The 24,340-nt window shown below is 58.0% G+C and carries 23 protein-coding genes; 8 read left to right on the top strand and 15 right to left on the bottom strand.

From position 1 onward, the window contains the following. Window positions 1-2: 2 nt before the first annotated feature. The 7 genes from DHN55_RS18875 to DHN55_RS18905 all read right to left on the bottom strand — a co-directional run bounded on the left by DHN55_RS18875 (window position 3) and on the right by DHN55_RS18905 (window position 5,477). Window positions 3-737 carry an ABC transporter permease subunit gene (locus DHN55_RS18875; protein ID WP_108883102.1) on the bottom strand — a complete coding sequence of 245 codons (735 nt, stop codon included), beginning with the start codon at window positions 735-737 and terminating at the stop codon, window positions 3-5. Continuing rightward, window positions 730-1,491 (bottom strand): ATP-binding cassette domain-containing protein, encoded by a 762-nt coding sequence (locus tag DHN55_RS18880; protein WP_108883103.1) that lies wholly within the window; start codon window positions 1,489-1,491, stop codon window positions 730-732. Before DHN55_RS18880 ends, DHN55_RS18875 begins: the two co-directional genes overlap by 8 nt. 112 nt (window positions 1,492-1,603) lie before the next feature. Beyond that, entirely contained in the window at window positions 1,604-2,242 is a 639-nt protein-coding gene (locus DHN55_RS18885; protein WP_108883104.1) for a glutathione S-transferase N-terminal domain-containing protein, read from the bottom strand. Window positions 2,243-2,321: 79 nt separating this feature from the next. After that, complete coding sequence (rpsD, locus tag DHN55_RS18890) at window positions 2,322-2,939, bottom strand: 30S ribosomal protein S4 (RefSeq protein ID WP_108883105.1); 618 nt, start codon at window positions 2,937-2,939, stop codon at window positions 2,322-2,324. Between the two features lie 265 nt (window positions 2,940-3,204). Beyond that, window positions 3,205-3,816, bottom strand: a complete 612-nt coding sequence (locus DHN55_RS18895; protein ID WP_108883106.1) for an MSMEG_1061 family FMN-dependent PPOX-type flavoprotein — start codon at window positions 3,814-3,816, stop codon at window positions 3,205-3,207. 21 nt (window positions 3,817-3,837) lie between these two features. Beyond that, the gene (gene murI, locus DHN55_RS18900; RefSeq protein ID WP_108883107.1) at window positions 3,838-4,662 is read right to left on the bottom strand and encodes a glutamate racemase; all 825 of its coding nucleotides are present in this window, start codon (window positions 4,660-4,662) and stop codon (window positions 3,838-3,840) included. After that, window positions 4,659-5,477 carry a TrmH family RNA methyltransferase gene (locus tag DHN55_RS18905; RefSeq protein ID WP_108883108.1) on the bottom strand — a complete coding sequence of 273 codons (819 nt, stop codon included), beginning with the start codon at window positions 5,475-5,477 and terminating at the stop codon, window positions 4,659-4,661. Before DHN55_RS18905 ends, murI begins: the two co-directional genes overlap by 4 nt. Before the next feature lie 58 nt (window positions 5,478-5,535). Between DHN55_RS18905 and DHN55_RS18910 the strand changes: the two genes are divergently transcribed. The 6 genes from DHN55_RS18910 to DHN55_RS18935 all read left to right on the top strand — a co-directional run bounded on the left by DHN55_RS18910 (window position 5,536) and on the right by DHN55_RS18935 (window position 12,969). Further along, window positions 5,536-6,093, top strand: coding sequence for a PilZ domain-containing protein (locus DHN55_RS18910; RefSeq protein WP_108883109.1), 558 nt, complete (start codon window positions 5,536-5,538; stop codon window positions 6,091-6,093). Window positions 6,094-6,239: 146 nt separating this feature from the next. After that, window positions 6,240-7,451 (top strand): NADP-dependent isocitrate dehydrogenase, encoded by a 1,212-nt coding sequence (locus DHN55_RS18915; RefSeq protein WP_108883110.1) that lies wholly within the window; start codon window positions 6,240-6,242, stop codon window positions 7,449-7,451. Then, window positions 7,414-8,325: a transglycosylase SLT domain-containing protein gene (locus DHN55_RS18920; protein WP_108883111.1), complete on the top strand. Its 912-nt coding sequence runs from the start codon at window positions 7,414-7,416 to the stop codon at window positions 8,323-8,325. The genes DHN55_RS18915 and DHN55_RS18920 overlap by 38 nt, the downstream gene beginning before the upstream one ends. Before the next feature lie 71 nt (window positions 8,326-8,396). Beyond that, complete coding sequence (locus tag DHN55_RS18925) at window positions 8,397-9,209, top strand: phytanoyl-CoA dioxygenase family protein (RefSeq protein ID WP_337660537.1); 813 nt, start codon at window positions 8,397-8,399, stop codon at window positions 9,207-9,209. Beyond that, window positions 9,209-9,679: a GFA family protein gene (locus tag DHN55_RS18930; RefSeq protein ID WP_108883113.1), complete on the top strand. Its 471-nt coding sequence runs from the start codon at window positions 9,209-9,211 to the stop codon at window positions 9,677-9,679. Before DHN55_RS18925 ends, DHN55_RS18930 begins: the two co-directional genes overlap by 1 nt. A 182-nt stretch (window positions 9,680-9,861) precedes the next feature. Continuing rightward, window positions 9,862-12,969: a M12 family metallopeptidase gene (locus DHN55_RS18935; RefSeq protein WP_108883114.1), complete on the top strand. Its 3,108-nt coding sequence runs from the start codon at window positions 9,862-9,864 to the stop codon at window positions 12,967-12,969. A 120-nt stretch (window positions 12,970-13,089) separates the two neighbouring features. Here the strand turns inward: DHN55_RS18935 and alaS are convergent, their stop codons facing one another. Then, entirely contained in the window at window positions 13,090-15,750 is a 2,661-nt protein-coding gene (gene alaS, locus DHN55_RS18940) for an alanine--tRNA ligase (protein WP_108883308.1), read from the bottom strand. Window positions 15,751-16,082: 332 nt separating this feature from the next. Further along, complete coding sequence (recA, locus tag DHN55_RS18945) at window positions 16,083-17,198, bottom strand: recombinase RecA (protein ID WP_108883309.1); 1,116 nt, start codon at window positions 17,196-17,198, stop codon at window positions 16,083-16,085. Window positions 17,199-17,526: 328 nt separating this feature from the next. On the opposite strand from recA, the gene DHN55_RS18950 reads away from it, so the two are divergent. Next, window positions 17,527-18,498, top strand: coding sequence for a membrane dipeptidase (locus DHN55_RS18950; RefSeq protein WP_108883115.1), 972 nt, complete (start codon window positions 17,527-17,529; stop codon window positions 18,496-18,498). 166 nt (window positions 18,499-18,664) lie between these two features. Here the strand turns inward: DHN55_RS18950 and DHN55_RS18955 are convergent, their stop codons facing one another. From DHN55_RS18955 to DHN55_RS18970, 4 genes are all read right to left on the bottom strand, one after another. Further along, a complete protein-coding gene (locus DHN55_RS18955; protein WP_108883116.1) occupies window positions 18,665-19,291 on the bottom strand; it encodes a DUF4304 domain-containing protein in 627 nt (208 codons plus the stop codon). A gap of 127 nt (window positions 19,292-19,418) precedes the next feature. After that, window positions 19,419-20,234 (bottom strand): hypothetical protein, encoded by an 816-nt coding sequence (locus DHN55_RS18960; protein ID WP_108883117.1) that lies wholly within the window; start codon window positions 20,232-20,234, stop codon window positions 19,419-19,421. Continuing rightward, window positions 20,234-21,244, bottom strand: coding sequence for an Ldh family oxidoreductase (locus DHN55_RS18965; protein ID WP_108883118.1), 1,011 nt, complete (start codon window positions 21,242-21,244; stop codon window positions 20,234-20,236). Before DHN55_RS18965 ends, DHN55_RS18960 begins: the two co-directional genes overlap by 1 nt. Beyond that, window positions 21,241-22,596, bottom strand: coding sequence for an amidase (locus DHN55_RS18970; RefSeq protein ID WP_108883119.1), 1,356 nt, complete (start codon window positions 22,594-22,596; stop codon window positions 21,241-21,243). The genes DHN55_RS18965 and DHN55_RS18970 overlap by 4 nt, the downstream gene beginning before the upstream one ends. 78 nt (window positions 22,597-22,674) lie before the next feature. On the opposite strand from DHN55_RS18970, the gene DHN55_RS18975 reads away from it, so the two are divergent. Beyond that, window positions 22,675-23,214 carry a gamma-glutamylcyclotransferase gene (locus DHN55_RS18975; RefSeq protein ID WP_108883120.1) on the top strand — a complete coding sequence of 180 codons (540 nt, stop codon included), beginning with the start codon at window positions 22,675-22,677 and terminating at the stop codon, window positions 23,212-23,214. 90 nt (window positions 23,215-23,304) lie between these two features. Here the strand turns inward: DHN55_RS18975 and DHN55_RS18980 are convergent, their stop codons facing one another. Beyond that, the gene (locus DHN55_RS18980; RefSeq protein WP_108883121.1) at window positions 23,305-23,739 is read right to left on the bottom strand and encodes a hypothetical protein; all 435 of its coding nucleotides are present in this window, start codon (window positions 23,737-23,739) and stop codon (window positions 23,305-23,307) included. Between the two features lie 160 nt (window positions 23,740-23,899). Then, on the bottom strand, window positions 23,900-24,229 hold the full coding sequence (locus DHN55_RS18985; protein ID WP_337660538.1) for a hypothetical protein: 330 nt from the start codon (window positions 24,227-24,229) through the stop codon (window positions 23,900-23,902). Between the last annotated feature and the right edge of the window lie 111 nt (window positions 24,230-24,340).

The raw sequence follows: 24,340 nt of genomic DNA on the forward strand, positions 1-24,340 counted from the left end.
CCTCACCCGGCTTTCTTGAGTTCAACCGCCACCGTTGTGGCAAACAGCCAGAACGCGGTCATGGAGATGGCCCACACCACGGCCGGCACATCGATCAGGCCACGGGTCAGTCCTTCATAGTGCGTCAGCACAGACAGGGAAGCTATGCCGGCGGCAATGGCTTCCGGCGCAACGGTGCGCACCCCGTCGAGCACAATCGGTGTGCCTGAGGTGACAAAGACAAACCCGGCTGTCACCGCCAGGACGAAGGCAATCACCTGATTGCTGGTCAGGGCCGACATGCAGCTTCCGATTGCCAGGAAGACACTGGCCAGCGCCAGTGCGCCCAGGTAACTGACGGCGATGACGCCGTTGTCCGGCGCGCCCAGGTAATTGACCGTCAACCACAGCGGAACGGTGCACGCCAGTGCCACCGCCACGAAAGCCAACCCGGCCAGCCATTTTCCGACCACCGCCTGCCAGACACTGACCGGCATGGTCATCAGCAACTCGATGGTACCGCTGCGGCGTTCTTCCGACCACAACCGCATGGAAATCGCTGGCACCAGGATCAGGAACAGCCATGGCAGGTAGGTGAAGTACGGCAACAGGTCGGCCACGCCGCGTTCATACAGATTGCCGATATAGAAGGTGAACAGCCCTGCCAGCATCACGAAAATGATCAGGAACACATAGGCGATCGGCGTGTTGAAATAGCCGGACAACTCACGTGAAAAAATCGCCATGATCCTAGACATGAGGCTGGTCTTCCACTGCTGCGGGGGTGGTCACATGTCTGAAGGCTTCTTCCAGGCTGGATGTCCTGGCCTTGCCCGGGCCCAGCTTGCGCAGGTCGGCCGCCGTACCGTCCGCGACAATGGTGCCACGGTCGATGATGACGGCACGCGAGCAAACCGCATCAACTTCCTCGAGAATATGGGTTGAAATAACAATGGCGCGGTCCGCCGACATGTCGCGGATCAGCTGGCGCACGTGGTGTTTCTGGTTGGGGTCAAGACCATCAGTGGGCTCATCGAGGATCAGCACCTTGGGTTCGTGCAGGATAGCCTGTGCCAGGCCCACACGCCGCTTGAAGCCCTTTGACATGGTTTCGATGGGTTGTTCCAGCACACCACCGAGCTCGGTTCGCTCGACGGCCCGGGCGATGGCGTCGCGGGCATCTGAACCGGACAGGTCACGCAGCCTTGCGCAAAACTTCAGGAAAGCGGCCACCGACATCTCACCATAGGCGGGTGCGCCTTCCGGCAGGTAACCGAGGTTCCGGCGGGCCTGCTCCGGCTGTTCGGCAACATCCACACCGCATATATGTGCACTGCCGCCGTCAGGCGTCAGGAACCCGGCCGCCATTTTCATTGTAGTGGATTTCCCGGCCCCGTTCGGACCCAGGAAACCAAGTACTTCGCCGGCAGGCACTTCCAGAGAAATGCCGTTCACCGCGGTGAACGACTGAAAGCGTTTAACCAGGCTGTTGAGTTCGAGCAGTGCGGACATCCGGTCTTTCAAAAAACGAATCATCGAGCATCGTCAAAGGACTATGCCGACTATCTATTCGTCTTGCCGAAATGTTTCAACCCGGCAGGCATTCAAATACACTCCGTTTCGCTCAGGCCTCGTCCGGCGGATAAATCCACGGTTCTGCGCGACCGGCTGCATCCCATTCCTGCCAGGCAGGTAAACCCTGCATTGCCGCGGTATAGGTTTTGACCGCCGCATGGCCCGACAGCTGGTAGATCTCCAGCCTGTTGACCACCGGTGCGTACATTGCATCGGCATTGCAGAAATCACCGAACAGGAACGGTCCGCCGGATTTTTCCAGGCACTCGCTCCAGATCTGCTCGATGCGGGCAACATCACTGCGCACCCCGTCGGAGACATCAAGGGGGCCGTGCTTGCGCGCCATGTTCATCGGGCACTCGTTGCGCAGCGAATTGAACCCGCCCAGCATTTCCGCTGAGACGGCTCTGGCACGGGCACGCTGAGCGATGTCCCCCGGCCAGAAACCTTTGTCCGGAAACAGGTCCGCCAGGTATTCCAGAATCGCCAGCGACTCCCAGACTTTCACCCCGTCATTGTCCAGCATTGGAACTTTGCCGGTCGGCGAAAACGTCTTGAAATCAACCCGCGCCGGGTGATCGTCAAACCGGCGCAGCTCTTGTTTGAACGCAACGTCTTTGACTTTCAGCGCTATCCAGGGCCTGAACGACCAGGAGGAATACTTCTGGTTTCCGATATAGAGCTTCATGTTTCAGCGCCTCCTCAGACAAAAAAGACCCGGCAGGATAAACTGCCGGGCCGGATCTCGATAAAGCTGATGGGTTGGATCAGCTTGAGTAGAATTCGATGACCAGGTTCGGCTCCATCATCACCGGATACGGCACGTCGGCCAGCAGCGGGATGCGCACCAGTTTGGCTGTCAGTTTCTTGTGGTCGGCATCGATATAGTCCGGCACATCGCGTTCCGGGCTCTGGATGGCTTCAAGCACCAGCCCCATCTCGCGGGATTTCTGGCGAACCTCGATGACATCGTCGATTTGGACCTTGTAACTCGGGATGTTAACCCGCTTGCCGTTCACCAGCACGTGGCCGTGATTGACAAACTGGCGCGCGGCAAAAACCGTTGGAACCAGTTTCGCGCGATAGACAACCGCATCCAGACGGCGCTCGAGCAGGCCGATAAGGTTCTCAGCAGTGTTGCCCTTGATCCGCGAGGCTTCCTTGTAGGTTGCCAGGAATTGTTTTTCAGAGATCGAGCCGTAATAGCCTTTCAGCTTCTGCTTGGCGCGCAACTGCGTGCCAAAATCGCTGAGCTTGCCCTTGCGGCGCTGGCCGTGCTGGCCGGGACCGTATTCACGGCGGTTGACCGGGGACTTCGGACGGCCCCAGATGTTTTCGCCCATGCGGCGGTCGAGTTTGTACTTTGAGCTTACGCGATTAGACATTCTTCAATGAACTCCAGATCAAAAATAAAAACAGCGGCCAGTACCGGATAAAATTCCGCTGACCGCCTATGGGTTATGAAGCCTGTTCTCCTTCTCACCGGTCTCCCGGTCCGACAGACTGTTCCTCCTCAAAGTGTTCCCGCATTTTTAAAGTCGGGAAAGGCGAAACGGTCACGAACAAGCAGTGCACTGGCCGAAACGGCACAGAACGAGGAGGCTTGTACGCCGGAACCCGCACCGTGTCAAACGACAGATTGGTGCCGTGTCACCACAAGGTTTTCTGCGCCCTGTCCCCCCAGGCATCATCGTAAGGCTGACCGCCAACCTCGCCATTGGTCAGCGCCGCCAGCACCTGTCCCGGTGTCGGCAGGGATTTCGGGTCGACCTGCGTCCCGGCGTCCCACAACTTTGACCGCACAATGGCGCGCGCGCACTGGAAGTACACGGCCTGCGTCTCCAGCACGATGACCGACCGCGGTGCCTTGCCCTCAACAGCGAAGGAGGCCAGCAGATCGGCGTCGATACTCAAATGCGCTGTGCCGTTGATCCGCAGGGTGGTTCCGGACCCCGGCACCATGAACAGCAGGCCGACCCGCGGGTCGGCCACGATATTGCGCAGGCTGTCGACGCGGTTGTTGCCCCGCCTGTCCGGCATCATCAGCGTGCGCACATCATGCAGGCGCACAAAGCCGGCCACATCCCCGCGCGGCGAACAGTCCAGCCCCTCAGGCCCTGAGGTTGCCAGCGCAACAAATGGAGAGGCCTCAATGAAGGCGGCATAATGCGGAGTGATGTAGTCGGTAACCTTGACCAGTGATGCCTGGACAGGCTCGCCATAAAGGCTTTCCAGCTGCTCAATGGTTTCAATCCGGCTCATAACAAGGTGTCCTTTCGCATCTCAAAGGGGAATATCGGCAATCTGCAACTTGTCGAATCCGGCACTGGCAAATCCGGCGGGTATGCGACCGCCGTCCACAGGCTTTGAGGTCAGAATGACCGTGTCGCGTTCAACGCTGACCGGCCCGGCATCGGCCTTGTCGCCATCAGTAAGAATTGACGCGGTACGCCGTGCGATTGCCGGTGCCGGATCGATCCATGCCACCGGCCAGGGCGCCACGTCCTTCATTTCGTCCAGCAGCAGCGGATAATGCGTACACCCGAGCACCACGACATCAGCGCGCACGCCGCCCTTCTCGCGAAACACCGGGCTGATCTCTGCCAGCAGCGCTGCCTTGTCCACATCTCCGCCCGCCAGCTTCACCTCTGCGATTTCAGCAAGCCGCGGTGCGCCGTGCAGCATGACCTTGCAGTGAAAAGCGTAAGTGTGGATGAGTGTCTTGGTATATTCGCGCCTGGCTGTTCCCGGCGTTGCCAGCACGCCGATCACACCGGTTTTGGTCTGTACCGCAGCGGGTTTGATGGCGGGGACTGTGCCCACAAACGGCACCTGAAACTCTTCGCGCAACACATCCAGCGCCAGCGTGCTTGCGGTGTTGCAGCCGATCACCACGCAATCCGGTTTCACCAGGTCCAGCAGGTCTCGCATCACCCGCAATATGCGGCGCACCAGCAAAACTTCAGCCCATTTGCCATAAGGAAACCCGGCTGTGTCTGCCGCGTAGACAATATCTACTTCCGGTAACTGCGCACGCAGTGCATGCGCCACGCTCAAGCCTCCGGTGCCGGAATCAAAAAGCAGAATGCGCGACCGCCGATTGCTCATTTGCCGGCCTCGTCATTGGACTTGCGGGGGCGCAAATGGGTTCTGGTCAGGGAAGCGATGACACCTCTGAGCGTCCTGACTTCCTGCAGGCTGAGTTCAATGCGCTGGAACATATTGCGCAGGTTGCGCATCATGCCGGGGCGCATGGCCGGTGACTTGAAAAATCCGGCCGTCTCGAGTTCTGTTTCCAGGTGATCAAAAAACCCATGCAGGTCCTGCTTGCTGGCCAGCCCCTCATCGCCGCGAACCTTCAGTCCCGACCCCGTCATGGCCGGCAATTCACCGGTGCCCATGCCGAGTGTGGCTGAGACCGGCTTGTACCATTCATAACCGACCAGCAGGACAGCTTGCGCAATGTTGATCGACGCAAACTCCGGATCAACCGGAGCGGTAATGATCACGTCCGCCAGCGACACCTCCTCGTTGTTGAGACCCCAGCGCTCGCGGCCGAACATGATCGCAACACGTTCGCCGTTACCGATACGCTGGTGCATGTCGGCAGCGGCTTCTTCCGGTGTCATGACCTGCTTGGTCATGCCGCGTGGGCGGGCGGTGGTGGCATAAACCCGGTTGAACGGTTCCAGGGCCTGTCTGCAGGTGTCATGCAGCCCGGCCTCTTCAATAACCTTGACGGCACCGGACGAGGCGCTGCGCGCGCGCTCATTGGGCCAGCCGTCGCGCGGCTCCACGATGTGCAGTTCATTCAGCGCGAAATTCGCCATGGCACGCGCCGCCGTACCGATGTTTTCCCCCAATTGCGGGTTCACCAGGACCACGGCCGGCCTGTCGGAACTGTCTGTCTGCGCGGTTGTCATTGTGCGGTATGCGATACACCAGACCTTGAAAAATACAAGTCTCAATAAAAACCCGCCGTTGCCCGGCCTGTTTCTGCGCGTCATTTACCGGGTTTTCACCAATCATGGGAGATACTGCGGCAAGAACTGCCTAAATTGGGACTGGCTAACTGACATGACGGCAACTGATCTGCATCAGCGTATGCTTCACCAACTTGATCGGGTGAAGGCATTGAACACATCCTCGCCCGGCGGCCCGCCTCAGGGCGCGGAACCAAAACCCCACGTTTCACAGGCGGGCGACGCGCCGGCCGAACCACCGAATATCCCTCCCCTCAATGACGGGCAGCCGGTCGTCGAACAGCAGGCAACGTTCAGCGATGATGACGACGACCGCAATGAGCCGCGGCAAGCAACAAGCCAGGACGGCCTGATCGTTTTTGCGGGACAGGAACAGGGCTTTCAGTGCGAAATCAGGGATCTCACCTCCGCCGGGGCCAAGCTGCGCCTGGGTGAAGACACAACTGTACCATCCTGTTTCAGTTTGACCATCCTGCCGGAAAACACCTCAAGGAGCGCGCAGGTTTGCTGGCGGGACGAACAGGAACTCGGCATCCAGTTTATCGAAGGAGAATAGGCAAAACCGCTTTGCCTTTTTCCTGACGCGACACTTTCCCTGTTAGCCCATGGTCATATTTGCTCTTGGCCGCATGCTTTGCTATGACGCGCACCATATTCCGTTGTGCGCTGCACCAACCCCCTACAAAGCGAGGCTAAATTTCCATGTCCAAGATCAAGGTTGCCAATCCCGTTGTTGAACTAGACGGCGACGAGATGACACGCATCATATGGCAGTTCATCAAGGACAAACTGATCCATCCTTACCTCGACATCGACCTGAAATATTATGACCTCGGTATCGAATACCGCGACGAGACAGATGACCAGGTCACCATTGATGCTGCAGAAGCCATCAAGAAATACGGCGTCGGCGTCAAGTGTGCGACTATCACGCCGGATGAACAGCGGGTTGAGGAATTCGGCCTGAAACAGATGTGGCGGTCGCCAAACGGCACCATCCGCAACATTCTCGGCGGGGTTATTTTCCGCGCACCCATCATCTGCCAGAACGTGCCGCGCCTGGTGCCGGGCTGGACCCAGCCAATCGTGGTTGGCCGCCATGCCTTCGGCGATCAGTATCGTGCAACAGACTTCAAGTTCCCGACCGCCGGCAAGCTGACCATCAAGTTTGAAGGCGATGACGGCGAGACAATCGAACGCGAAGTGTTCCAGGCACCCGGATCCGGCGTTGCCATGGCCATGTACAACCTGGATGATTCCATCCGCGACTTCGCGCGCGCCTCGATGAACTACGGTCTGACATTGGGTTATCCGGTGTATCTCAGCACCAAGAACACCATCATGAAAGCCTATGACGGACGCTTCAAGGACATCTTCCAGGAGATTTTCGACGCTGAGTTCGCCGACAAGTTCGCCGAAGCGGAACTCACCTACGAACATCGCCTGATTGACGACATGGTGGCTTCGGCAATGAAGTGGTCCGGCGGTTATGTGTGGGCCTGCAAGAACTATGACGGCGATGTTCAGTCTGACACCGTTGCGCAGGGCTTCGGGTCACTGGGACTGATGACATCAGTGCTGATGACGCCTGACGGTGATACCGTTGAAGCAGAAGCTGCCCACGGCACCGTTACCCGCCATTATCGCCTGCACCAGGAAGGCAAGGAAACCTCGACCAATTCCATCGCCTCGATCTTTGCCTGGACGCGCGGCCTGGCCCATCGTGCCAAGCTCGACGACAATGCCGCCCTGGCGACGTTTGCCGATACGCTGGAGAAGGTGTGCATTGATACCGTTGAAGGCGGCGAGATGACTAAGGATCTGGCGGTTCTCATCGGGCCGGACCAGAAATGGCTCAGCACACAAGGCTTCCTCGATGCCGTTGATCGCAACCTGCAGAAGGCCATGGGCTGACCGGCTCGCGGTTTTTCTGCTCGCAATCTGCCTCACCGCCAGCGCTTCAGCCCGGCCGGTCAAAACCGGGGTGAAGCCTGTGCGGGCACCGCTGGCCATCGCAGAAGCAACCTTTGCCCGCGACGTGTGCGCGCTGATCGGCAACCGTTCCAGGTGGCGCGGCATCAATCCGCATTTCATCGCCCGCCTGATCAATGCGGAAAGCCGGTTTTCTCCCAATGCGGTGTCCCCGGCTGGAGCTGAAGGCATTGCCCAGTTCATCCCCGGCACCGCAAAGCGGCGTGGGCTGAAAAACCCCTACGATCCGGCAGCGGCCCTGACGGCATCAATTGACTTCCTTTCCCACCTGAAAGTCCGCTTTGGCAATCTGGGGCTGGCGGCTGTTGCCTACAATGCCGGCGAAGGTGCAGCTTCGCGCTTCATTGCCGGTGGCAGGATTCCGCTGGAGACCGAAAACTATGTCTTCTCCATAACCGGGCGGGCCGCGGAGGAATGGCGGAAACCTGAGGCCCGGCATGCCATTCCGCAGATTGACGGCAAGAAATCGTTTGCCGATGCCTGTCCGGCCCTGGTCCGGAAACCCGGACGCATCCGCCTGGCCACGAAATCATCACCGCGCCAGCCCTGGGGCGTGCTGATTTCAGAAAGTTTCTCCCGAAACACGGCCGTTCGCACCTTCAACCGCATCAAGCGGAATTTCCCGGCTGACCTTCGGGAAAAACCGCCCATGATCATACCGGTCAGAAATCTGAGCCTGGGCGCAAGGCGGCGTTATTCAGCGCGTATCGGTGCGGCCAGCCGCCAACAGGCGGCCAAAATCTGCAAATCGCTGCGGGCCCGCTCCGTTGTCTGCATTGTACGCCGGACCAGATAGCCAATGGCAGATTGCCGTCAACACCGGCTTGAGGCATGCTGCAAACTGGACATGATGAAAAGGAGGTCGACATGAACACGATTTCACCCCAGACCCGTGAAGACTTCAGCCGGGACGGCGTATGCGTGTTGCGAAATGTCGTTCCCGCCGAATGGCGCAACCGGCTTGAGACAGCAATTGAAGAAAACATGCTAACTCCAGGCCCTTACGGAAAAAATCATACAGAAGAAGGTAAGCCTGGGGCCTATTTCGGTGATTATGTCAATTGGCAGCGCATCTCGGCATACAAGGATGTGTGCGATGACGGTCCGCTCGGCGCCATAGCCGGTGAACTGATGGATGCAGCGCGCACGCAACTGTTTCATGAACATGTGCTGGTCAAGGAGCCCGGCACCGCCGACCCGACGCCCTGGCACCAGGACCTGCCGTACTACTGCCTGGACGGCAGCAAGACCGTGTCCATCTGGGTGCCGCTCGATCCGGTTTCGAAAGCCGTATGCCCGCATTTTATCGCCGGAAGCCACAAAGGTTCGGTGACGTACGTACCGCGCCGCTTCAAGACACTGGAACCGCTTGAAGGTGATACCTCGGTGTATCATCCCTTCCCCGAAATCGACGAGGCCGAACAGGCCGCCGACCTGCGGGCCTGGGACCTGGCGCCGGGTGATGCGGTCGCATTCGACTATCACACCTTGCACAACGCACCGCCCAACACGTCAGGCACCCGGCGCCGTGCCGTGAGCTTCCGCTTCATCGGCGAGGACTGCCGTTATGTTGCGCGGTCTCATGCCGTGTCGCCGCCGTTTGATGAAATGGGCCTGAAGCTGAACATGGGCGACCCGCTGCCTGAAGACTGGTTTCCGGTGGTGTGGCAGCGCCCGTAATGGCCGATACCCATTCAGGCGGTTGTCAGTGTGGCGCGGTGCGCTACCGGATAACCGGGCCCCTGGGCCATTCCGGCATCTGTCATTGCCGCATGTGCCAGAAAGCCGGCGGCAGTTTCGGCATGGTGCTGCTCACAACTCCCATGACCCAGCTTGAATGGACCCGGGGCAAGGCTGCCGAATTCTCATCTACGCCGGTCACGGTGCGAGGGTTCTGTGCCAACTGCGGCACCCCGCTCTACATGTATGAAGCCGGTGACGTGAATTACGAACTGACCGTGGGTTCGCTGGACACACCTGATCTAGCCCCACCTGTTGACGAGGTAGGTATCGAGAGCAAGCGGGCCTGGTTCGACCAGATCACCAGTCTGCCGGGCCACCCCACAGCAGATGATCGAACGCCTGAAGACATGGCAAAGCTGGTGAACCGGCAGCATCCCGATCACGATACCGATGAGTGGACAAAGTGAAGTCAGGGCACAGTTCTGCCGGTTCGAACACTGCAAGTGAATTGAAAGGTAAACCAAACTCCTCACCCAAACTGTGAAGATTCTAACAGTCAGCACAGCTTCATGGATCTACGATCACTCCTAAAAGGAGGTCCGATAGTGGACCATCAGGCGCTTGGCCGCCAAGCATAGGAGGCTGTGACATGGGACTCGTTAATACAATATCTAACCGTCGATGGCCGCACGGTGTTGTGCCCTATGAGATCGATGAAATTGCTTTTCCGGGAGGCAGCGCCGAGCGGCAGGTCATACTCGACGCCATCCAACAGTTCAATAATCGCACGGTTATGCGTCTGGTTAGAAGAGATGCTGACATGCACGAGGACTACATCGTGTTTCGAGAAAGCGATGTGGCCTGCTCCAGCTATGTCGGTCGGCAACAAACCGGGTCACAAGACGTGCTCTGCGATATTGGCGGCAGTCACCAGACGCAGATTCCCAATCAGCAAAGCAAAGCAGCACCTGCACTGGCTGTGTTCGACGGAAGGTTGCATATGGTGCACCTGGGCGTCAGTTCAAACACCCTCTGGCATTCGCAATTCGACGGCAACAGCTGGACACCCAATATTAAAATTCCAGATCAAAAAAGCAAAACACCTCCCGCGCTGGCCATGTTCGACGGCGCGTTACACATGGTTCATCTCGGCAATAATTCGAACACCATCTACCATTCCATGTGGAACGGAACAGAGTGGACACCCAATGTTCCCATCGGCGACCAGAAGAGTAAACGTGCTCCGGCGCTGGCTGAATATGACGGTGAACTGCATATGGTCTATGTCGGCAGCAGTTCCAACAAGCTTTGGCACGCCAGATACAATGGTACCAGCTGGTCGAACGCTGTTGAAATCACTGGTCAGAAGAGCAAGGCGTCACCCGCGCTGACCGTGCTCAACAACGATTTGCATATGGTGCATCTGGGAAACAGTTCCAACAAGATATGGCATTCCCGGTTTGATGGTGACACCTGGTCGCCGAACAATGAAATCGAAGGCCAAAAGAGTAAAGCGGCACCTGCAATTGCCACGTTGGGGTCCGAGCTTCATATGGTGTATCTGGGCGATAACTCGAGCAATATCTGGATTTCAAGGTTCGATGGTGCCAATTGGTCAACTGCCACAAGGATCCCGGAACAGCAGAGCAAAGCGTCGCCCGCACTGGCTGTGTTCGACGCGAGATTGCATATGGTGCAACTGGGAAACACATCAGACAATCTTTGGCATTCCCTGATTGACGAGGCAGCGCTGGGCGCCAACATGTGGGTCGTGGTGCACGAGATTGGACATGCCATAGGCTTGCATCATGAACAAAACCGCGAAGACCGGGACAACTTTGTCATTGTTGATTTCGACAATATAATCGACGAGTTCGAACCCAACTTTGAGAAGCGGACCGAGGATGCGGACGACAGCGGCTTATATGACTACGCCTCGATTATGCACTACGGGCAATTTAACTTTACCGAACGCTTCGACAACAAGCGCGTTCCCCATCAGCAAAGCAAGGCATCACCCGCGCTTGCCATGTTCGATGGCAATTTGCACATGGTCCACCTTGGCGGCAGTTCAAACAATCTCTGGCATTCGATTTTTGATGGCAATGAGTGGACGCCCAACATCCAGATAGCGGACCAGAGCAGCAAGGCGCCACCATCACTTGCCGCGTTCAACAATGAACTGCATATGGTCCATCTCGGCGACAACTCGAACACCATCTATCATTCCAGGTGGAACGGTACCAATTGGTCACCCAACATTCCGATTCCGAACCAGAAAAGTAAACGGACCCCTGCCCTTGCCGTTTTTGACGGCGCCTTGCACATGGTGCACTTGGGCAACAGTTCCAACAAGATCTGGCATTCAACCTTCGATGGCACAAGCTGGTCGCCAGACGTTGAAATTGATGGCCACAAGAGTAAGTCGACGCCAGCGCTTGCCGTATTCGGAAATTCACTTCACATGGTGCACCTCGGCAACACCTCAAACAACATCTGGCATTCGCAGTTCGATGGCAACAGTTGGTCGCCAGGTGAAAAGATACCCGACCAGAAGAGTAAGGCGGCACCATCGCTGGCCGCATTCAATGGTCAATTGCACATGGTACATCTGGGCAACAACTCAAATACCATCTGGCATTCACGCTTTGACGGCACGGAGTGGACCCCAAACGTCAAAATTCCGGGTCAAAAGAGCAAAGCATCACCTGCGCTTGCCGTGTTTGGCGGTGAATTACACATGGTTCATCTCGGTGATAGCAGCAATGACATCTGGCATTCGCTGTTCGACGGCAATGTGTGGCATTATCCTCTGCAGCCGGCAATAAGACAGGGACAGGCAACAACCGGGTTCTTGGGCAATTTCGTCGACATCGGCCTCCTGAATGATTTTTCAGCCGGCGACATTGAGACTATTTATGCATTCTACCCGATCTGGTCCGCAAATGTCGAAATACCCAATCAGCTCAGCAAGGCATCTCCGACATTGGCCGAATTCAGTGGCGAACTGCACATGGTGCATCTTGGCGACAGTTCCAACGACATATGGCACTCAAGATCTGACGGCAACAGCTGGATGCCAAATACTCGAATTCCGGATCAAAAAAGCAAAGCACCGCCTGCACTTGCCGTATTCGACGCCCGCCTGCACATGGTGCATCTGGGCAATCGCACAAACCGCATATACCATTCGATGTTCGACGGAAGTATTTGGACACCGAACTATCAGATACCAGACCAGCTGAGCAAGGCACCGCCGGCACTCGCAGTGTTCCAGGGCCGTTTGCATATGGTGCATTTGGGCAACAGTTCGAACCATATTTATCACTCGACTTTTGACGGTACGCGCTGGACGCCGAACGTCCGTATTCTGCAGCAATCGAGCAAAGCTGCGCCGGCCATCGCCACATTCGATGGCGAACTTCATATGGTGCATCTTGGCGACAGCTCAAACGACATTTGGCACTCGCGCTATGATGGAGGCCGGTGGAGTCCAAATGTGAGAGTCCACAACCAGCGAAGCCGGATATCTCCGGTCCTGGCCCAGCACGACGGCAAGTTGCATATGCTTCACCTTGGCGAGCACTCCCGCAACATCTGGCATTCAATCTTCGACGGCACGTGGCGGCCCAATGTCATGATCCACGACCAAACCAGCAAAGCAACGCCTGCACTGGCTGAGTTCGACAGTGCCCTGCACATGACGCATCTCGGAAAGACATCAAACCGAATATGGCACAGTGCACACGAAAGATAAGGGCGGCACTGTGGTGCGGGAGATCCTGCGTCCGTGTTTGAATGCTGGCCTTTGTATTCAGGCCCGGATGAGGTCTACGGACTAAAACGAGTGAGATGAGATAGGTTCCCTAGACTCCGGTTACCCGACCAACCCGGCTCGAATGGCATCCAGTGCGGCATCGGCCTTGCTGCCGTCCGGACCGCCGCCCTGCGCCATGTCAGGCCGGCCACCGCCGCCCTTGCCACCAACGGCCTCGACACCTGCCTTGACCAGGTCGACCGCACTCAGTGTGTCCTTGAGGTCATCGGTTACGCCAACGCCGACGGCTGCCTTGCCGTCATTGACGGCGATCAGCGCGACCACGCCTGAACCTACCTGCGCCTTGCCCTCGTCAATGGCGCCGCGCAGGTCTTTCGGGTTCAGACCGTCCAGCACGCGGGCCAGCAGTTTCACACCACCAATATCCTCAACAGCGCTGCCGCCGGATGCAGCACCACCGCCCATAGCGAGTTTCTTCCTGGCTTCCGCCAGCTCTCGTTCCAGATTCTTGCGTTCCTCGACCAGAGCTGCGACCCGTGTCTCCACATCATCGGGTGCGGCCTTCAACAGGCCGGCAATGCGCGTTACCTGCTTGTCGCGGGTTTCAAGATGTTGCCGGGCCGCATCACCGGCCAGCGCCTCGATGCGGCGTACGCCGGCGGCCGACGCAGCTTCCGACACGACACGCACCAGGCCGATGTCACCGGTACGGCCCACATGGGTGCCGCCGCAAAGTTCCATCGAATAGACCTGCTTGTTGCCACCACCGGGCTGCTCACCCATGGAGACAACCCGCACCTCGTCACCGTACTTTTCCCCGAACAGGGCCATGGCGCCCTGCTCTATGGCCTCATCGACACTCATCAGGCGCGTCGACACGGGATCGTTCTGCATAACCACCTGATTTGCAATCTGCTCAACCTGTTCCAGTTCGTTTTCCGACAGGGATTTCGGATGCGCGAAGTCGAACCGGAACCGGCCCGGTTCGACCAACGAGCCTTTCTGTACAACATGGTTTCCCAGCACCTGCCGCAACGCTTCATGTACAAGGTGGGTGGCCGAGTGATGTATCCGGTTGCCGGACCGCCGGTCATGGTCGACCAGCAGCTCCACTGCGTCACCCAATGTAATCTCGCCGTCCTCAACCACGGCGATATGGACAAACAGGTCACCCAGCCGTTTCTGCGTGTCTGTGATTTTCACCCGGGCACCGGCTGCCGTCTTCATGACGCCCATGTCCCCGGTCTGGCCACCGCTTTCACCGTAAAACGGGGTCTGGTTGACGATGATGGAGACCTTGTCGCCTTTTGCGGCGGTTTCCAGCATCTCGCCGTCGCCAGTAACGATCGCAGCGATAACACCTTCAGCTGTTTCGGTTTCGTAACCGAGAAAATCAGTCGCACCGGTCTTGTCGCGCACGTCAAACCAGAGTGCGTCGGTATTGGTATCACCCGATCCCGCCCATGCCTTGCGGGCATCGGCCTTCTGCTTGTCCATGGCCGTATTGAAGGCATCGGTGTCGACGGAGATGTCGCGCGCCCGCAAGGCGTCCTCGGTCAGGTCAAGCGGGAACCCGTACGTGTCGTAGAGTTTGAATGCCACATCACCGGAGAACCGGTCACCGGCCGACAGTCCGGACGACTCGTCATCCAGCATCTTCAGGCCGCGCTCCAGGGTCTTGCGGAAACGGGTTTCCTCAAGCCGCAGGGTCTCGGTAATCAGGTCACCTGCCCGTGTCAATTCGGGAAAGGCTTGCGCCATTTCACGTTGCAGCGCCGGCACCAGCTTCCACATCAGCGGTTCTTTCACGCCCAGCAGTTCGGCATGGCGCATGGCCCGGCGCATGATGCGCCGCAATACATAGCCGCGTCCCTCGTTTGACGGCAACACGCCGTCGGCGATCAGGAATGAAGTCGCTCGCAGGTGATCGGCGATCACCCGGTTTGACGCCGCGCTGGGCCCGGTGGATTCGACACCGGTTTCATCGACGATGGCGGCAATCAGCGACTTGAACAGATCGGTTTCGTAATTGTCATGGGTGCCCTGCAGCAGGGCGGAAATCCGTTCAAGGCCCATGCCGGTGTCGATAGACGGCCGCGGCAGGTCCTGGCGGTCGTCAACCGTCACCTGTTCATACTGCATGAACACCAGGTTCCAGATTTCGATGAACCTGTCGCCGTCTTCATCCGGCGATCCGGGAGGGCCGCCGGGAATGTGATCGCCATGATCGAAGAATATCTCCGAGCATGGCCCGCACGGCCCGGTATCGCCCATGGCCCAGAAATTGTCATGGGTCGGAATGCGAATGATCTTGTCGTCAGACAGGCCGGCAATCTTCTTCCACAGGTCGAAAGCCTCGTCGTCGGTATGATAGACGGTAACCAGCAGGCGCTTTGCGTCCAGGCCGTATTCCTTGGTGATCAGGTTCCACGCAAGTTCTATCGCGTGTTCCTTGAAATAGTCACCGAATGAGAAATTGCCCAGCATCTCGAAGAAGGTGTGATGGCGCGCGGTGTAACCGACATTATCCAGGTCGTTGTGCTTGCCGCCGGCGCGGACGCATTTCTGCGATGTCACCGCCCGGCTGTAAGGCCGTTTCTCCAGACCGGTAAAGACGTTCTTGAACTGAACCATGCCGGCATTGGTGAACATCAGCGTCGGATCATTGTGCGGTACAAGGGACGATGATGCCACTTCCTCGTGACCGTTCTTTACGAAGTAATCGAGGAAGGTGGAGCGTATTTCGTTGACGCCTGACATGGAATTGAAAGCCTGCTTTGAAATAGATGAATATGTTGAGGGCGCATTTATACCCGCACCGGGGTTGATGTCCATAAATCCGTGAAATGTTCAGGCCCCGGACGCCGTTGTTCAAATACACAAACGCCCTCCCGGTGGTCGGGAAGGCGTTTGAAGGCAGGATCTGATGGGGCGTCAGCAATCCTGCAAGGCCGGACCGGATGAGGGTCAGGGGTTTGGGGGGTGCTCATACCCCGGTACCGGCCTTTGTTCAGGTGGGAGCCTGAAATCTAACACTACTCACTGCTTCTTACGCAGCCCGGCAGGGACCGGACTGCAAAGCCTGCAAGAATTTATTTGTCCTCGCCACCGGCAGCCAGCGGCAGGTCGTCCTCGATGACACCATCCGCATCGGCCTTGACGCTTTCAGGATCGGTGATCCGGTCAGCTATAAGCCCGGCGTTCTCGCGGATGGCGGTCTCAATGGCCGTGGCGATATCGGGATTGTCGCGCAGGAAGTTCTTCGCATTCTCGCGGCCCTGGCCGACCCGTTCGCCGTTATAAGAGAACCACGATCCGGATTTCTCAACGATACCGCCGGTAACGCCAAGATCGAGCAGTTCGCCAACCTTGGATATGCCCTCGCCGTACATGATGTCGAATTCGACCTGCCGGAACGGCGGTGCGACCTTGTTCTTCACCACCTTGACGCGGGTCTGGTTGCCGACCACTTCGTCACGGTCCTTAATGGCGCCGATGCGGCGAATGTCGAGACGCACCGATGAATAGAACTTGAGCGCGTTGCCGCCTGTTGTGGTTTCCGGATTGCCGAACATGACACCGATCTTCATGCGGATCTGGTTGATGAAGATCACCATGCAATTGGTTTTGGAGATCGAACCGGTCAGCTTGCGCAGCGCCTGGCTCATCAGCCTGGCCTGCAGGCCAGGCAGTGAATCACCCATGTCGCCTTCAAGTTCGGCGCGCGGCGTCAGCGCCGCCACGGAATCGATCACCAGCACTTCCACAGCGCCGGAGCGTACCAGCGTGTCGGCAATCTCCAGCCCCTGTTCGCCGGTGTCGGGCTGTGAAATCAACAGTTCGTCCACATCAACACCCAGCTTGCGGGCATAGATCGGGTCAAGGGCGTGTTCCGCATCAACGAAGGCGCAAATGCCACCGCGTTTCTGGCACTCGGCCACGACATGCAGCGCCAGTGTTGTCTTGCCGGAGGATTCCGGACCGTAAATCTCGACCACGCGCCCTCTCGGCAGGCCGCCGATACCAAGCGCAATATCCAGGCCGATAGAACCTGATGAAATGGCGGCAATCTCGATGGCCGAGTTCGCGCCCAGCTTCATCACCGAGCCTTTTCCAAAAGCCCGCTCGATCTGCCCCAATGCAGCTTCCAGAGCCTTTTGCTTGTCCATTGAACCACCTTCCACAACTTTGAGGTTCGCTTGCCCCATGACACTCATGCTCCTTATTTCACATTGCGTTGCTGCTCGCCAGAAAATCTCTTCGTTCCGGCTTTGTTCCTCAGTATTGTACTCATTTTGTTCTCATTGCAAGAAAAAAATTAAACCGTTGTTCCAAAAGTATTTTCCAGCCCTTGTCCATGGCAATCTGACAGTTTTGATAAAACTCGCCAGGGAGCTTTGGACGGAACAATGACGCCGGCCGGCGATTCTGGCCAGCCTCTGATCAATACCGCCTGCCCCAGTTTTCCGGACTGGTCAAACAGACGGCTTTCTGCCAGTTTGCAGCTTCAATGCATTGGTCCTGGAGGGTTGCCACGTGCTGATTGACGGATTGCAGTACTGCAACTATTCAGAAAAGGTTTTCCGGCAGATGCGCGACGGGGGCGTCGACGCCGTTCATGTCACCATCTGCTATCACGAGAATTTCCGCGAGACGGTTGCCAACCTGGAGCAATGGAACCGCTGGTTCGAGCAGTTTCCCGACCTGATCGTCAGGGGCACCAGCGGCGATGACGTGCGCCGCGCTCACGAACAGGGCCGCACCGCAATTCTTTTCGGCCTGCAGAACTGCTCTCCGATCGAGGATGATATCTCGCTGGTGGAGATCCTGCACACGCTCGGCGTCCGCTTCATGCAGTTGACCTACAACAACCAGTCCCTGCTCGCCACCGGCGCCTATGAGGCCGAGGACACCGGCCTGACCCGCATGGGAAAACAGGTGGTGCACGAAATGAACCGGGTCGGCCTGGTGGTGGACATGTCCCATTCCGCCGAACGGTCCACCCTGGAAGCCATCGACCATTCCACCCGCCCCATCGCCATCACCCACGCCAATCCGAAATTTTGGCACGACGGGTTGCGCAACAAGTCGGACACCGTATTGAAGGCGTTGGCGGCCGCAGGCGGCATGCTGGGCTTTTCGCTCTACCCGCACCACCTCAAGGGCGGATCTGAGTGCACGGTGGAAAGTTTCTGCGATATGGTCGCCCGCACCGCCGACATGATCGGCATCGACCATCTCGGCATCGGTTCTGACCTGTGCCAGGACCAGCCCGACAGTGTCGTGGAATGGATGCGGGTCGGGCGCTGGTCGAAACAGGTCGACTATGGCGAAGGCTCAAAGGACAATGCCGGCTTCCCGCCCCAGCCCGGCTGGTTCACCGGCAACCAGGACTTCGGCAACATTGCCGCCGGGCTGAAGGCGGTTGGCATGTCGGACGAGGACACCGCCAGGGTCATGGGCGGCAACTGGTTGAAATTCTTTGATGCAAATTTCGGGGCTGCTTAGACAGGTTGGCGGTGTTCAAGTTTTTTTCGTAGTGACCGACACATCAATCGTCTCTTTGTCCTGCTCAGTTTAACAGCGCAACCTGCATGGCCCAATTCGACGTTCCGGATGGCGGGTCTGTTCCGCAGTCGCGTTCAAAAATTGTAGAGTATGGCGACCGATGGATTCAATTCATGTCAAGTTGAAGCTTCAACTTGGAGCCGACAAAATTGACCCTATCGAACCAATGTTCTGAGCGTTTGTTAGCCAATTCTGCTTTGAGCATCTGGCGCGATGCATCCAATTCTCCGACAGAATGATACAATACTGCGACCTTTATTCTCTCCAGCGGATACATTTGTTTCAGAGTTTTTGTTTTCAGGAGCCAGTCAAGCATGTCTTTGTGATTTTGCTGGCCTTCGAGAAAAGCAATTACTTCACGTTCGAGAACTCTGGATACTTCGTTGACCGCCTGCTGGTCTCTCAAGTCCCACCAAACGTCGGTTTGCCCGGATATGTACCCTATTCTGCTTTCAACGATACAATCCGTGACTGATTTTTTTTCGGGCAGTTCTCGACCCCAGATTTGACTGAAAATCTGAGGATCGCAAACGCCAACATTGATTGTGAAATGCAGGTGGTCATAGCGTGAAGTTTGAATATCGATTACATCAAAGAAGGTATTCCTCAACCGCGTCCATATCACGCCACTCCTGTTGAAGCCTTCAGGCAGCAGCAACGTGTCAACGGTGCGCGTGAGGGCGCGCAGCGTGGGCGGGCGCTCAACAGCAGGCAAGTCGTCTTCTCTTTCCATGTAATTCCTCGTATCGCTTCAATTGCCATCTGCCTTCTGCTCAAGCGGACGGCATAATTGGATTTAACTCTACCGGGCGGCAACTGGCTGAAATTCTTTGATGCAAATTTCGGCCCTGCATGAGCACTTATTTTTTCACCTGAGAATGGATGTGATCATCGTGCCGGGCGGCCCGGCACCCCTGGAATCGCAATATGTCATCTTTCACACCGAGCGAGTTTGCCAGGTGGGGTTCGATGAAAATTTTCGTCACCCCGGCTTTGCGTCCCCCGTCCGGTGCGGTCAGCCATTCAAGTGCCGCTCGGGTTCTGGGGCGGTCCAGCACGACAACACTGTTGAATATCTGAAACCAGCTCATGTCCCAGCGCCCGGTCAGAATATCTCTCCGGCCTTCGCAAGGCAGGTCCGCGCCCCGCTCCGGGCGTTCGAACCCCCAATAACCGATGGGTGACCTGGTTTTGCCGCGGATGTATTTCTGCGTACTCGGATCACCGTAATAAAACGCTATGTCCAGCTTGTTACCGTCATTGTGCGACAGATGCGGCAGCAGTGGAAACCCGTCCAGAAACGGAAAGCTGCCATCAAGGGCTTGCGTCAGGGTTCCGGGGAATTGCCGGTTCATGTCCGCCGCCAGTTTGTTTGCAGTGTCATACATCGGCTTCGACACATAGTGCCGGTTGAGAACACAATACAGTGGCGACTGCATTGCCAGTGTCGACTGGCCGGTGGCAAGGCATGGCAGTGCAACCCGACCAAACACCGGTGCAGCGGTCGCCGCAGCCAGAGACAGGCCGGCATAAATCGCCCCAAAGACGCCGAGTATGACAAGCCGCCGATTGGCCAATCTGCGGGCCATCACGGCAGTGCCGATCCATGCCAGTCCACCAACCTGTGTCAGCAGGGTGAGAAACACCACCGCGCCTATATGAATCAGCAGCCGCATCACCCCGCGGCCGTCTTGACCTGTGCCAGCAGATCAGACGCGACATCAACAGTCCCGGAAGCCTCCGTCATCCGGCGCGCTTCATAGCGGCGCCGGCTCGGCATGCGCACGCCGTCCTGCTTGATCATCTCGGCGAACAGGGCTTCGGCATGGCTGGCCCATCCGCTCGCATCACCGAAGCGTGCCGGGTCAATGGCAATGATCAGTTGCCCGCCGCGGTTGGCCAGCCCGTCGGGCTCAACCTTTTTGGCGGTTTCGAAGCTGAACGGCTCGCCCATCAGCGCGCCCGCCATCAGTTCGACCATCATCGACACAAGCGCGCCCTTGGCTCCGCCAAAGGCCAGGATCGCCCCGCCCTGGACATCCGCCGGGTTGGTCGACGGATTGCCGTCCTTGTCGATGATCGTGCCGGGGGGCAGTTCCTTGCCCTCGCGCGCCGCCATCAGTATCTCGCCATGCGCCCGGGCGGCAGTGGCCATGTCGAAAATCACCGCTTCGCCATTGTCGCGCGGCCATCCGAACGCGATCGGGTTGGTGCCGAACAACGGCTTCGCGCCGCCCGGCGGCGGGACGATGGGGAAAGCCGACGTCATGGTCATCGCCACCAGCCCCTGATGCGTCATCAGTTCCATTTCAGGCCACAGCGCTGCAAAATGATGCATATTGGTCAGCGCCAGACAGGCAACGCCCTGCTGTTTCGCCAGGTCACCGACATCACCCGCCATCATGTTCAGCGACAAAGGCGCAAAGCCGTTGTCGCCATCACCGCGAATGACGCCTGGCGCGGTCTTTTCCCAGGTCGGCTTTGCGGTCGGGTTGGCCTTGCCGTTGGCGATGGATTTCAGATAACCCGGCATGCGCAAAATGCCATGGCTGTGGCAGTGATCGCGCTCTGCCGCACACACGGTACCGGATATCGCATCGGCGTTTGCATCATCACAACCGGCTGCTTTCAGCGCCTTGATACACACTGTGCGCAAGTCGATCAGCTTGATGGTTTCTGTTTTCATGACAATGCCTTCTTCAGGATGGTTTCAACAGTAGCTGCCGCATTGAACAATTCCGTGTCCTGGCCGTGCAGGCGCATGATCATAACACCTGCCGGCGCTTCTCCGCGCGCTGTCATGGGGACGGAAATCGCACAACTGTCGAGAAAATTGCCAATAAACGTATTGCGCAGGCACAGGAAGTTCAGCGGGCCGTAGCGCTCATCCTGTTCGACCTCCGAGATCAGCGGCGGCAATATCGGTACGGTCGGCAGGATGAACCCGTCAAGCCCGCAGCAAAGCCGGGCGAATTTTGCAATCATCTCTTTGCGGCGCCGGTAGTGCGCCACCAGTTCAGGCCCGGTGACGTTGAGACCGGACTGGATACGGATGCGGACCATATGATGGTACTCATCACCATGGCGTTCCAGCATGTCGGCATGCACGTCCATGGCTTCGGCTGCTGAAATACCGCCCTTGGCATTGAGGCTGGGCAGTTCCGTCAGATCCGGAAACGGCACTTCCGAAAACACCACGCCAGCCTTGCCGAGTGTCTTGACGGCGGCATCGAACGCGGTTGCCACTTCCGGATCCATGGTATCCATCGCCACGTGCTGCAATATGCCGAAGCGCAAGGTTGCCGGATCCCGGGCCAGCAGGCTGCCGGTCCGGTCACCGGCCATCATCGCATCGATGGTGGAACAGCATTGCACCGAATTGGCCAGCGGACCGACCGTGTCCAGTGTGTCCGACAGCGGAAATACACCGTCTTTCGGGACCCGCCCCGTCGAAGACTTGTATCCGGTAATGTTGTTGAAGGCCGCCGGAACACGGCACGACCCGCCAGTGTCTGTTCCCAGCCCCATATAAGCCATGCCATCAGCCACAGACACAGCGGCCCCGGACGAAGACCCGCCGGGAATGCGCCCCTGCGCCCGGTCCCAGACCGATTTCGGCGTACCGTAGTGCGGGTTTACCCCCACACCCGAATAGGCAAACTCGGTCATGTTGGTCCGGCCCAGAAACACAAAGCCTGCCGCCCGCAGCCGCGCCACACAGGTTGCATCCGCCGTGACCGGTTCGCTGCTGCGCAGGATGGTCGAACCGGCCGCGGTTACTTCGCCTGCCACATCGAACAGGTCCTTCAGCGATATGGGAATACCGGCATAAGGCGATGGCGCGCGGCCTGCCCGGCGCCTCGCGTCCATGAAATCCGCCGTCGCAATCGCACCTTCCGCATCGGTGGACAGGAAAGCCCGCACGCCTTCTCCCGCCTCATCCTCGATGCGTGCCAGGCAGGCTTCCGTCAGGTCCCGCGAGGTGGTCTTGCCGTTTTGCAGTTGCACGGCAAGTCCTTCAAGTGTTTCGACAATCATGTATGCATTCCCTGTTGTTCAAAGCCCAAACTGCAGGCAGCATGGCACTATCAGTGAAACACCGGCAAGGCCCCTTTGATGCATACCTGTCTGTACTTCGCCTACGGCTCCAATCTTCTCTCCACCCGCCTGGGCGCACGCTGTGCTTCGGCGCGCGTCGTCGGCGTTGCCATGACCGAAGGCTGGACGGTGAGCTTCACCAAACCGGGCGGCGACGGCTCCGGCAAGGCCGGACTGGTGCAGCGTTCAGGCGCCACCCATCCCGGTGTCGTCTATGAGCTCACCGCAGATGAAATGCCGCTCCTGGATCGGATTGAAGGGGTCGGCCATGGCTACACGCGGGAGGATGATTTCCAGGTAACCATGGTCGATGGCAGCACCCGGATTTCGACAGCCACCTATATGCCGCAACGCCATGATCCTGCCCTGATACCATTCGACTGGTACCTGGCGCTATGTATCGCCGGTGCAACTGAACACCGGTTCGACCCGCAGGTACTGGCGGCCTTTCAGGCGACACCGTCCAAACCGGACATCGAGGATCATCGCCCGGCCCGGGTGGCCGGGATCAAGGCGCTGCAGGCCGCCGGCCATGACGATTGGCAGGGGATGTTTTAGCGCAGGCACTCGATGCAACCTGGTATGCCGGCCTCGCCGGAGCGTTTGTGAAGCGACATCTGGAAGGCGGCTAGGCACGCGCCTCCAGGACTACGATCCGTCCGGCATTTTTTGATGCGTGCCATCCGGTGTCCAAACGCCGACAACTTCACATTGCAGCAGCTTGCCGCGCCCCGAACCGGTGCATCGCAAGCCGGCAGCAGCGACGGCATCTGCCTTGCTCGGCCAACCGCACAGGTATTCATGCCAATGCAGGCCTTCGGCATGCTGCACAAACAGGTCGACGCTCCAGCCGGCGGGGTGGCACCACTTCACTGCCTGGCAACTTTCCGTTTCGCCCCCGTTTGTGATGCACTTCTTTCGGGCGCACGCAAATCCCTTCTCCGGACCGGCAGCGAAACACACACCGTAAGACAGCTCAGGTGCCTCAACAAATGCGACACCCAGTTGCTCGGCCCGGGAAGGACCATGAAACAAGCTCAATAGAAGCAATGCCGAAACAGCAGTCGGCAATACACGCGCCATCTACCTGGTCTCTCCCGAATAAGTGTTCAATCGATCCGATAGTGTCATGTTGAACCACCGTTTCCAAGCCGACATGATCTTGTTGTGGACGCATCGGACACCGCTGACCCGAAGGTTCTGGCAGCCGTTCAAACCGGACACCCCGGAGATGACAAATGGCTCAGTCGGCGGGTTTTGAAAGAACAGTGGTCCACCGCACCATTTTGAGTGAGGGTAACTGGTCCAGGGCCGCATCCATCAACTGGAAATCCGAACGATCACTGTCGCAAAGGCGCACGAGAATACTGCCGTCGCGGCGATACCGCAGGCCGTCGCAGATCAGGCCTGCGCGCGCGAACAGCGAAACCAGATCCGAAAGGGCCTCCAGTTCTTCTACTTCGAACTCAACCTCGAAGGACAAGGTGCAATGCGGGAGTGATCCTCGCGCCTCAACAATGCGCGCGACCGGGACGCTGGACTTGGCAGACAGATCGGTGGAATGAACATTCATCGTGTTTCCTTCGCCTTGCAGGCACATTGAAGTTGAAGAAAACGGGGATGTTCTCTTCGCTTTAGCTGTATTTATTCCGCGCCCGCAAGCTGATGCTCAAATCGGCGCTCT

The sequence above is a fragment of the Anderseniella sp. Alg231-50 genome (genome assembly GCF_900149695.1).
Classification (GTDB): domain Bacteria; phylum Pseudomonadota; class Alphaproteobacteria; order Rhizobiales; family Aestuariivirgaceae; genus Anderseniella.

What these genes read in the sequence shown, in the direction of transcription:
- DHN55_RS18875 (WP_108883102.1), bottom strand. Translation starts at nt 737, where the DNA reads ATGTCTAGGATCATGGCGATTTTTTCACGTGAGTTGTCCGGCTATTTC.
- DHN55_RS18880 (WP_108883103.1), bottom strand. Translation starts at nt 1,491, where the DNA reads ATGTCCGCACTGCTCGAACTCAACAGCCTGGTTAAACGCTTTCAGTCG.
- DHN55_RS18885 (WP_108883104.1), bottom strand. Translation starts at nt 2,242, where the DNA reads ATGAAGCTCTATATCGGAAACCAGAAGTATTCCTCCTGGTCGTTCAGG.
- rpsD (WP_108883105.1), bottom strand. Translation starts at nt 2,939, where the DNA reads ATGTCTAATCGCGTAAGCTCAAAGTACAAACTCGACCGCCGCATGGGC.
- DHN55_RS18895 (WP_108883106.1), bottom strand. Translation starts at nt 3,816, where the DNA reads ATGAGCCGGATTGAAACCATTGAGCAGCTGGAAAGCCTTTATGGCGAG.
- murI (WP_108883107.1), bottom strand. Translation starts at nt 4,662, where the DNA reads ATGAGCAATCGGCGGTCGCGCATTCTGCTTTTTGATTCCGGCACCGGA.
- DHN55_RS18905 (WP_108883108.1), bottom strand. Translation starts at nt 5,477, where the DNA reads ATGACAACCGCGCAGACAGACAGTTCCGACAGGCCGGCCGTGGTCCTG.
- DHN55_RS18915 (WP_108883110.1), top strand. Translation starts at nt 6,240, where the DNA reads ATGTCCAAGATCAAGGTTGCCAATCCCGTTGTTGAACTAGACGGCGAC.
- DHN55_RS18920 (WP_108883111.1), top strand. Translation starts at nt 7,414, where the DNA reads ATGCCGTTGATCGCAACCTGCAGAAGGCCATGGGCTGACCGGCTCGCG.
- DHN55_RS18925 (WP_337660537.1), top strand. Translation starts at nt 8,397, where the DNA reads ATGAACACGATTTCACCCCAGACCCGTGAAGACTTCAGCCGGGACGGC.
- DHN55_RS18930 (WP_108883113.1), top strand. Translation starts at nt 9,209, where the DNA reads ATGGCCGATACCCATTCAGGCGGTTGTCAGTGTGGCGCGGTGCGCTAC.
- DHN55_RS18935 (WP_108883114.1), top strand. Translation starts at nt 9,862, where the DNA reads ATGGGACTCGTTAATACAATATCTAACCGTCGATGGCCGCACGGTGTT.
- alaS (WP_108883308.1), bottom strand. Translation starts at nt 15,750, where the DNA reads ATGTCAGGCGTCAACGAAATACGCTCCACCTTCCTCGATTACTTCGTA.
- recA (WP_108883309.1), bottom strand. Translation starts at nt 17,198, where the DNA reads ATGGGGCAAGCGAACCTCAAAGTTGTGGAAGGTGGTTCAATGGACAAG.
- DHN55_RS18955 (WP_108883116.1), bottom strand. Translation starts at nt 19,291, where the DNA reads ATGGAAAGAGAAGACGACTTGCCTGCTGTTGAGCGCCCGCCCACGCTG.
- DHN55_RS18960 (WP_108883117.1), bottom strand. Translation starts at nt 20,234, where the DNA reads ATGCGGCTGCTGATTCATATAGGCGCGGTGGTGTTTCTCACCCTGCTG.
- DHN55_RS18965 (WP_108883118.1), bottom strand. Translation starts at nt 21,244, where the DNA reads ATGAAAACAGAAACCATCAAGCTGATCGACTTGCGCACAGTGTGTATC.
- DHN55_RS18970 (WP_108883119.1), bottom strand. Translation starts at nt 22,596, where the DNA reads ATGATTGTCGAAACACTTGAAGGACTTGCCGTGCAACTGCAAAACGGC.
- DHN55_RS18975 (WP_108883120.1), top strand. Translation starts at nt 22,675, where the DNA reads ATGCATACCTGTCTGTACTTCGCCTACGGCTCCAATCTTCTCTCCACC.
- DHN55_RS18980 (WP_108883121.1), bottom strand. Translation starts at nt 23,739, where the DNA reads ATGGCGCGTGTATTGCCGACTGCTGTTTCGGCATTGCTTCTATTGAGC.
- DHN55_RS18985 (WP_337660538.1), bottom strand. Translation starts at nt 24,229, where the DNA reads ATGAATGTTCATTCCACCGATCTGTCTGCCAAGTCCAGCGTCCCGGTC.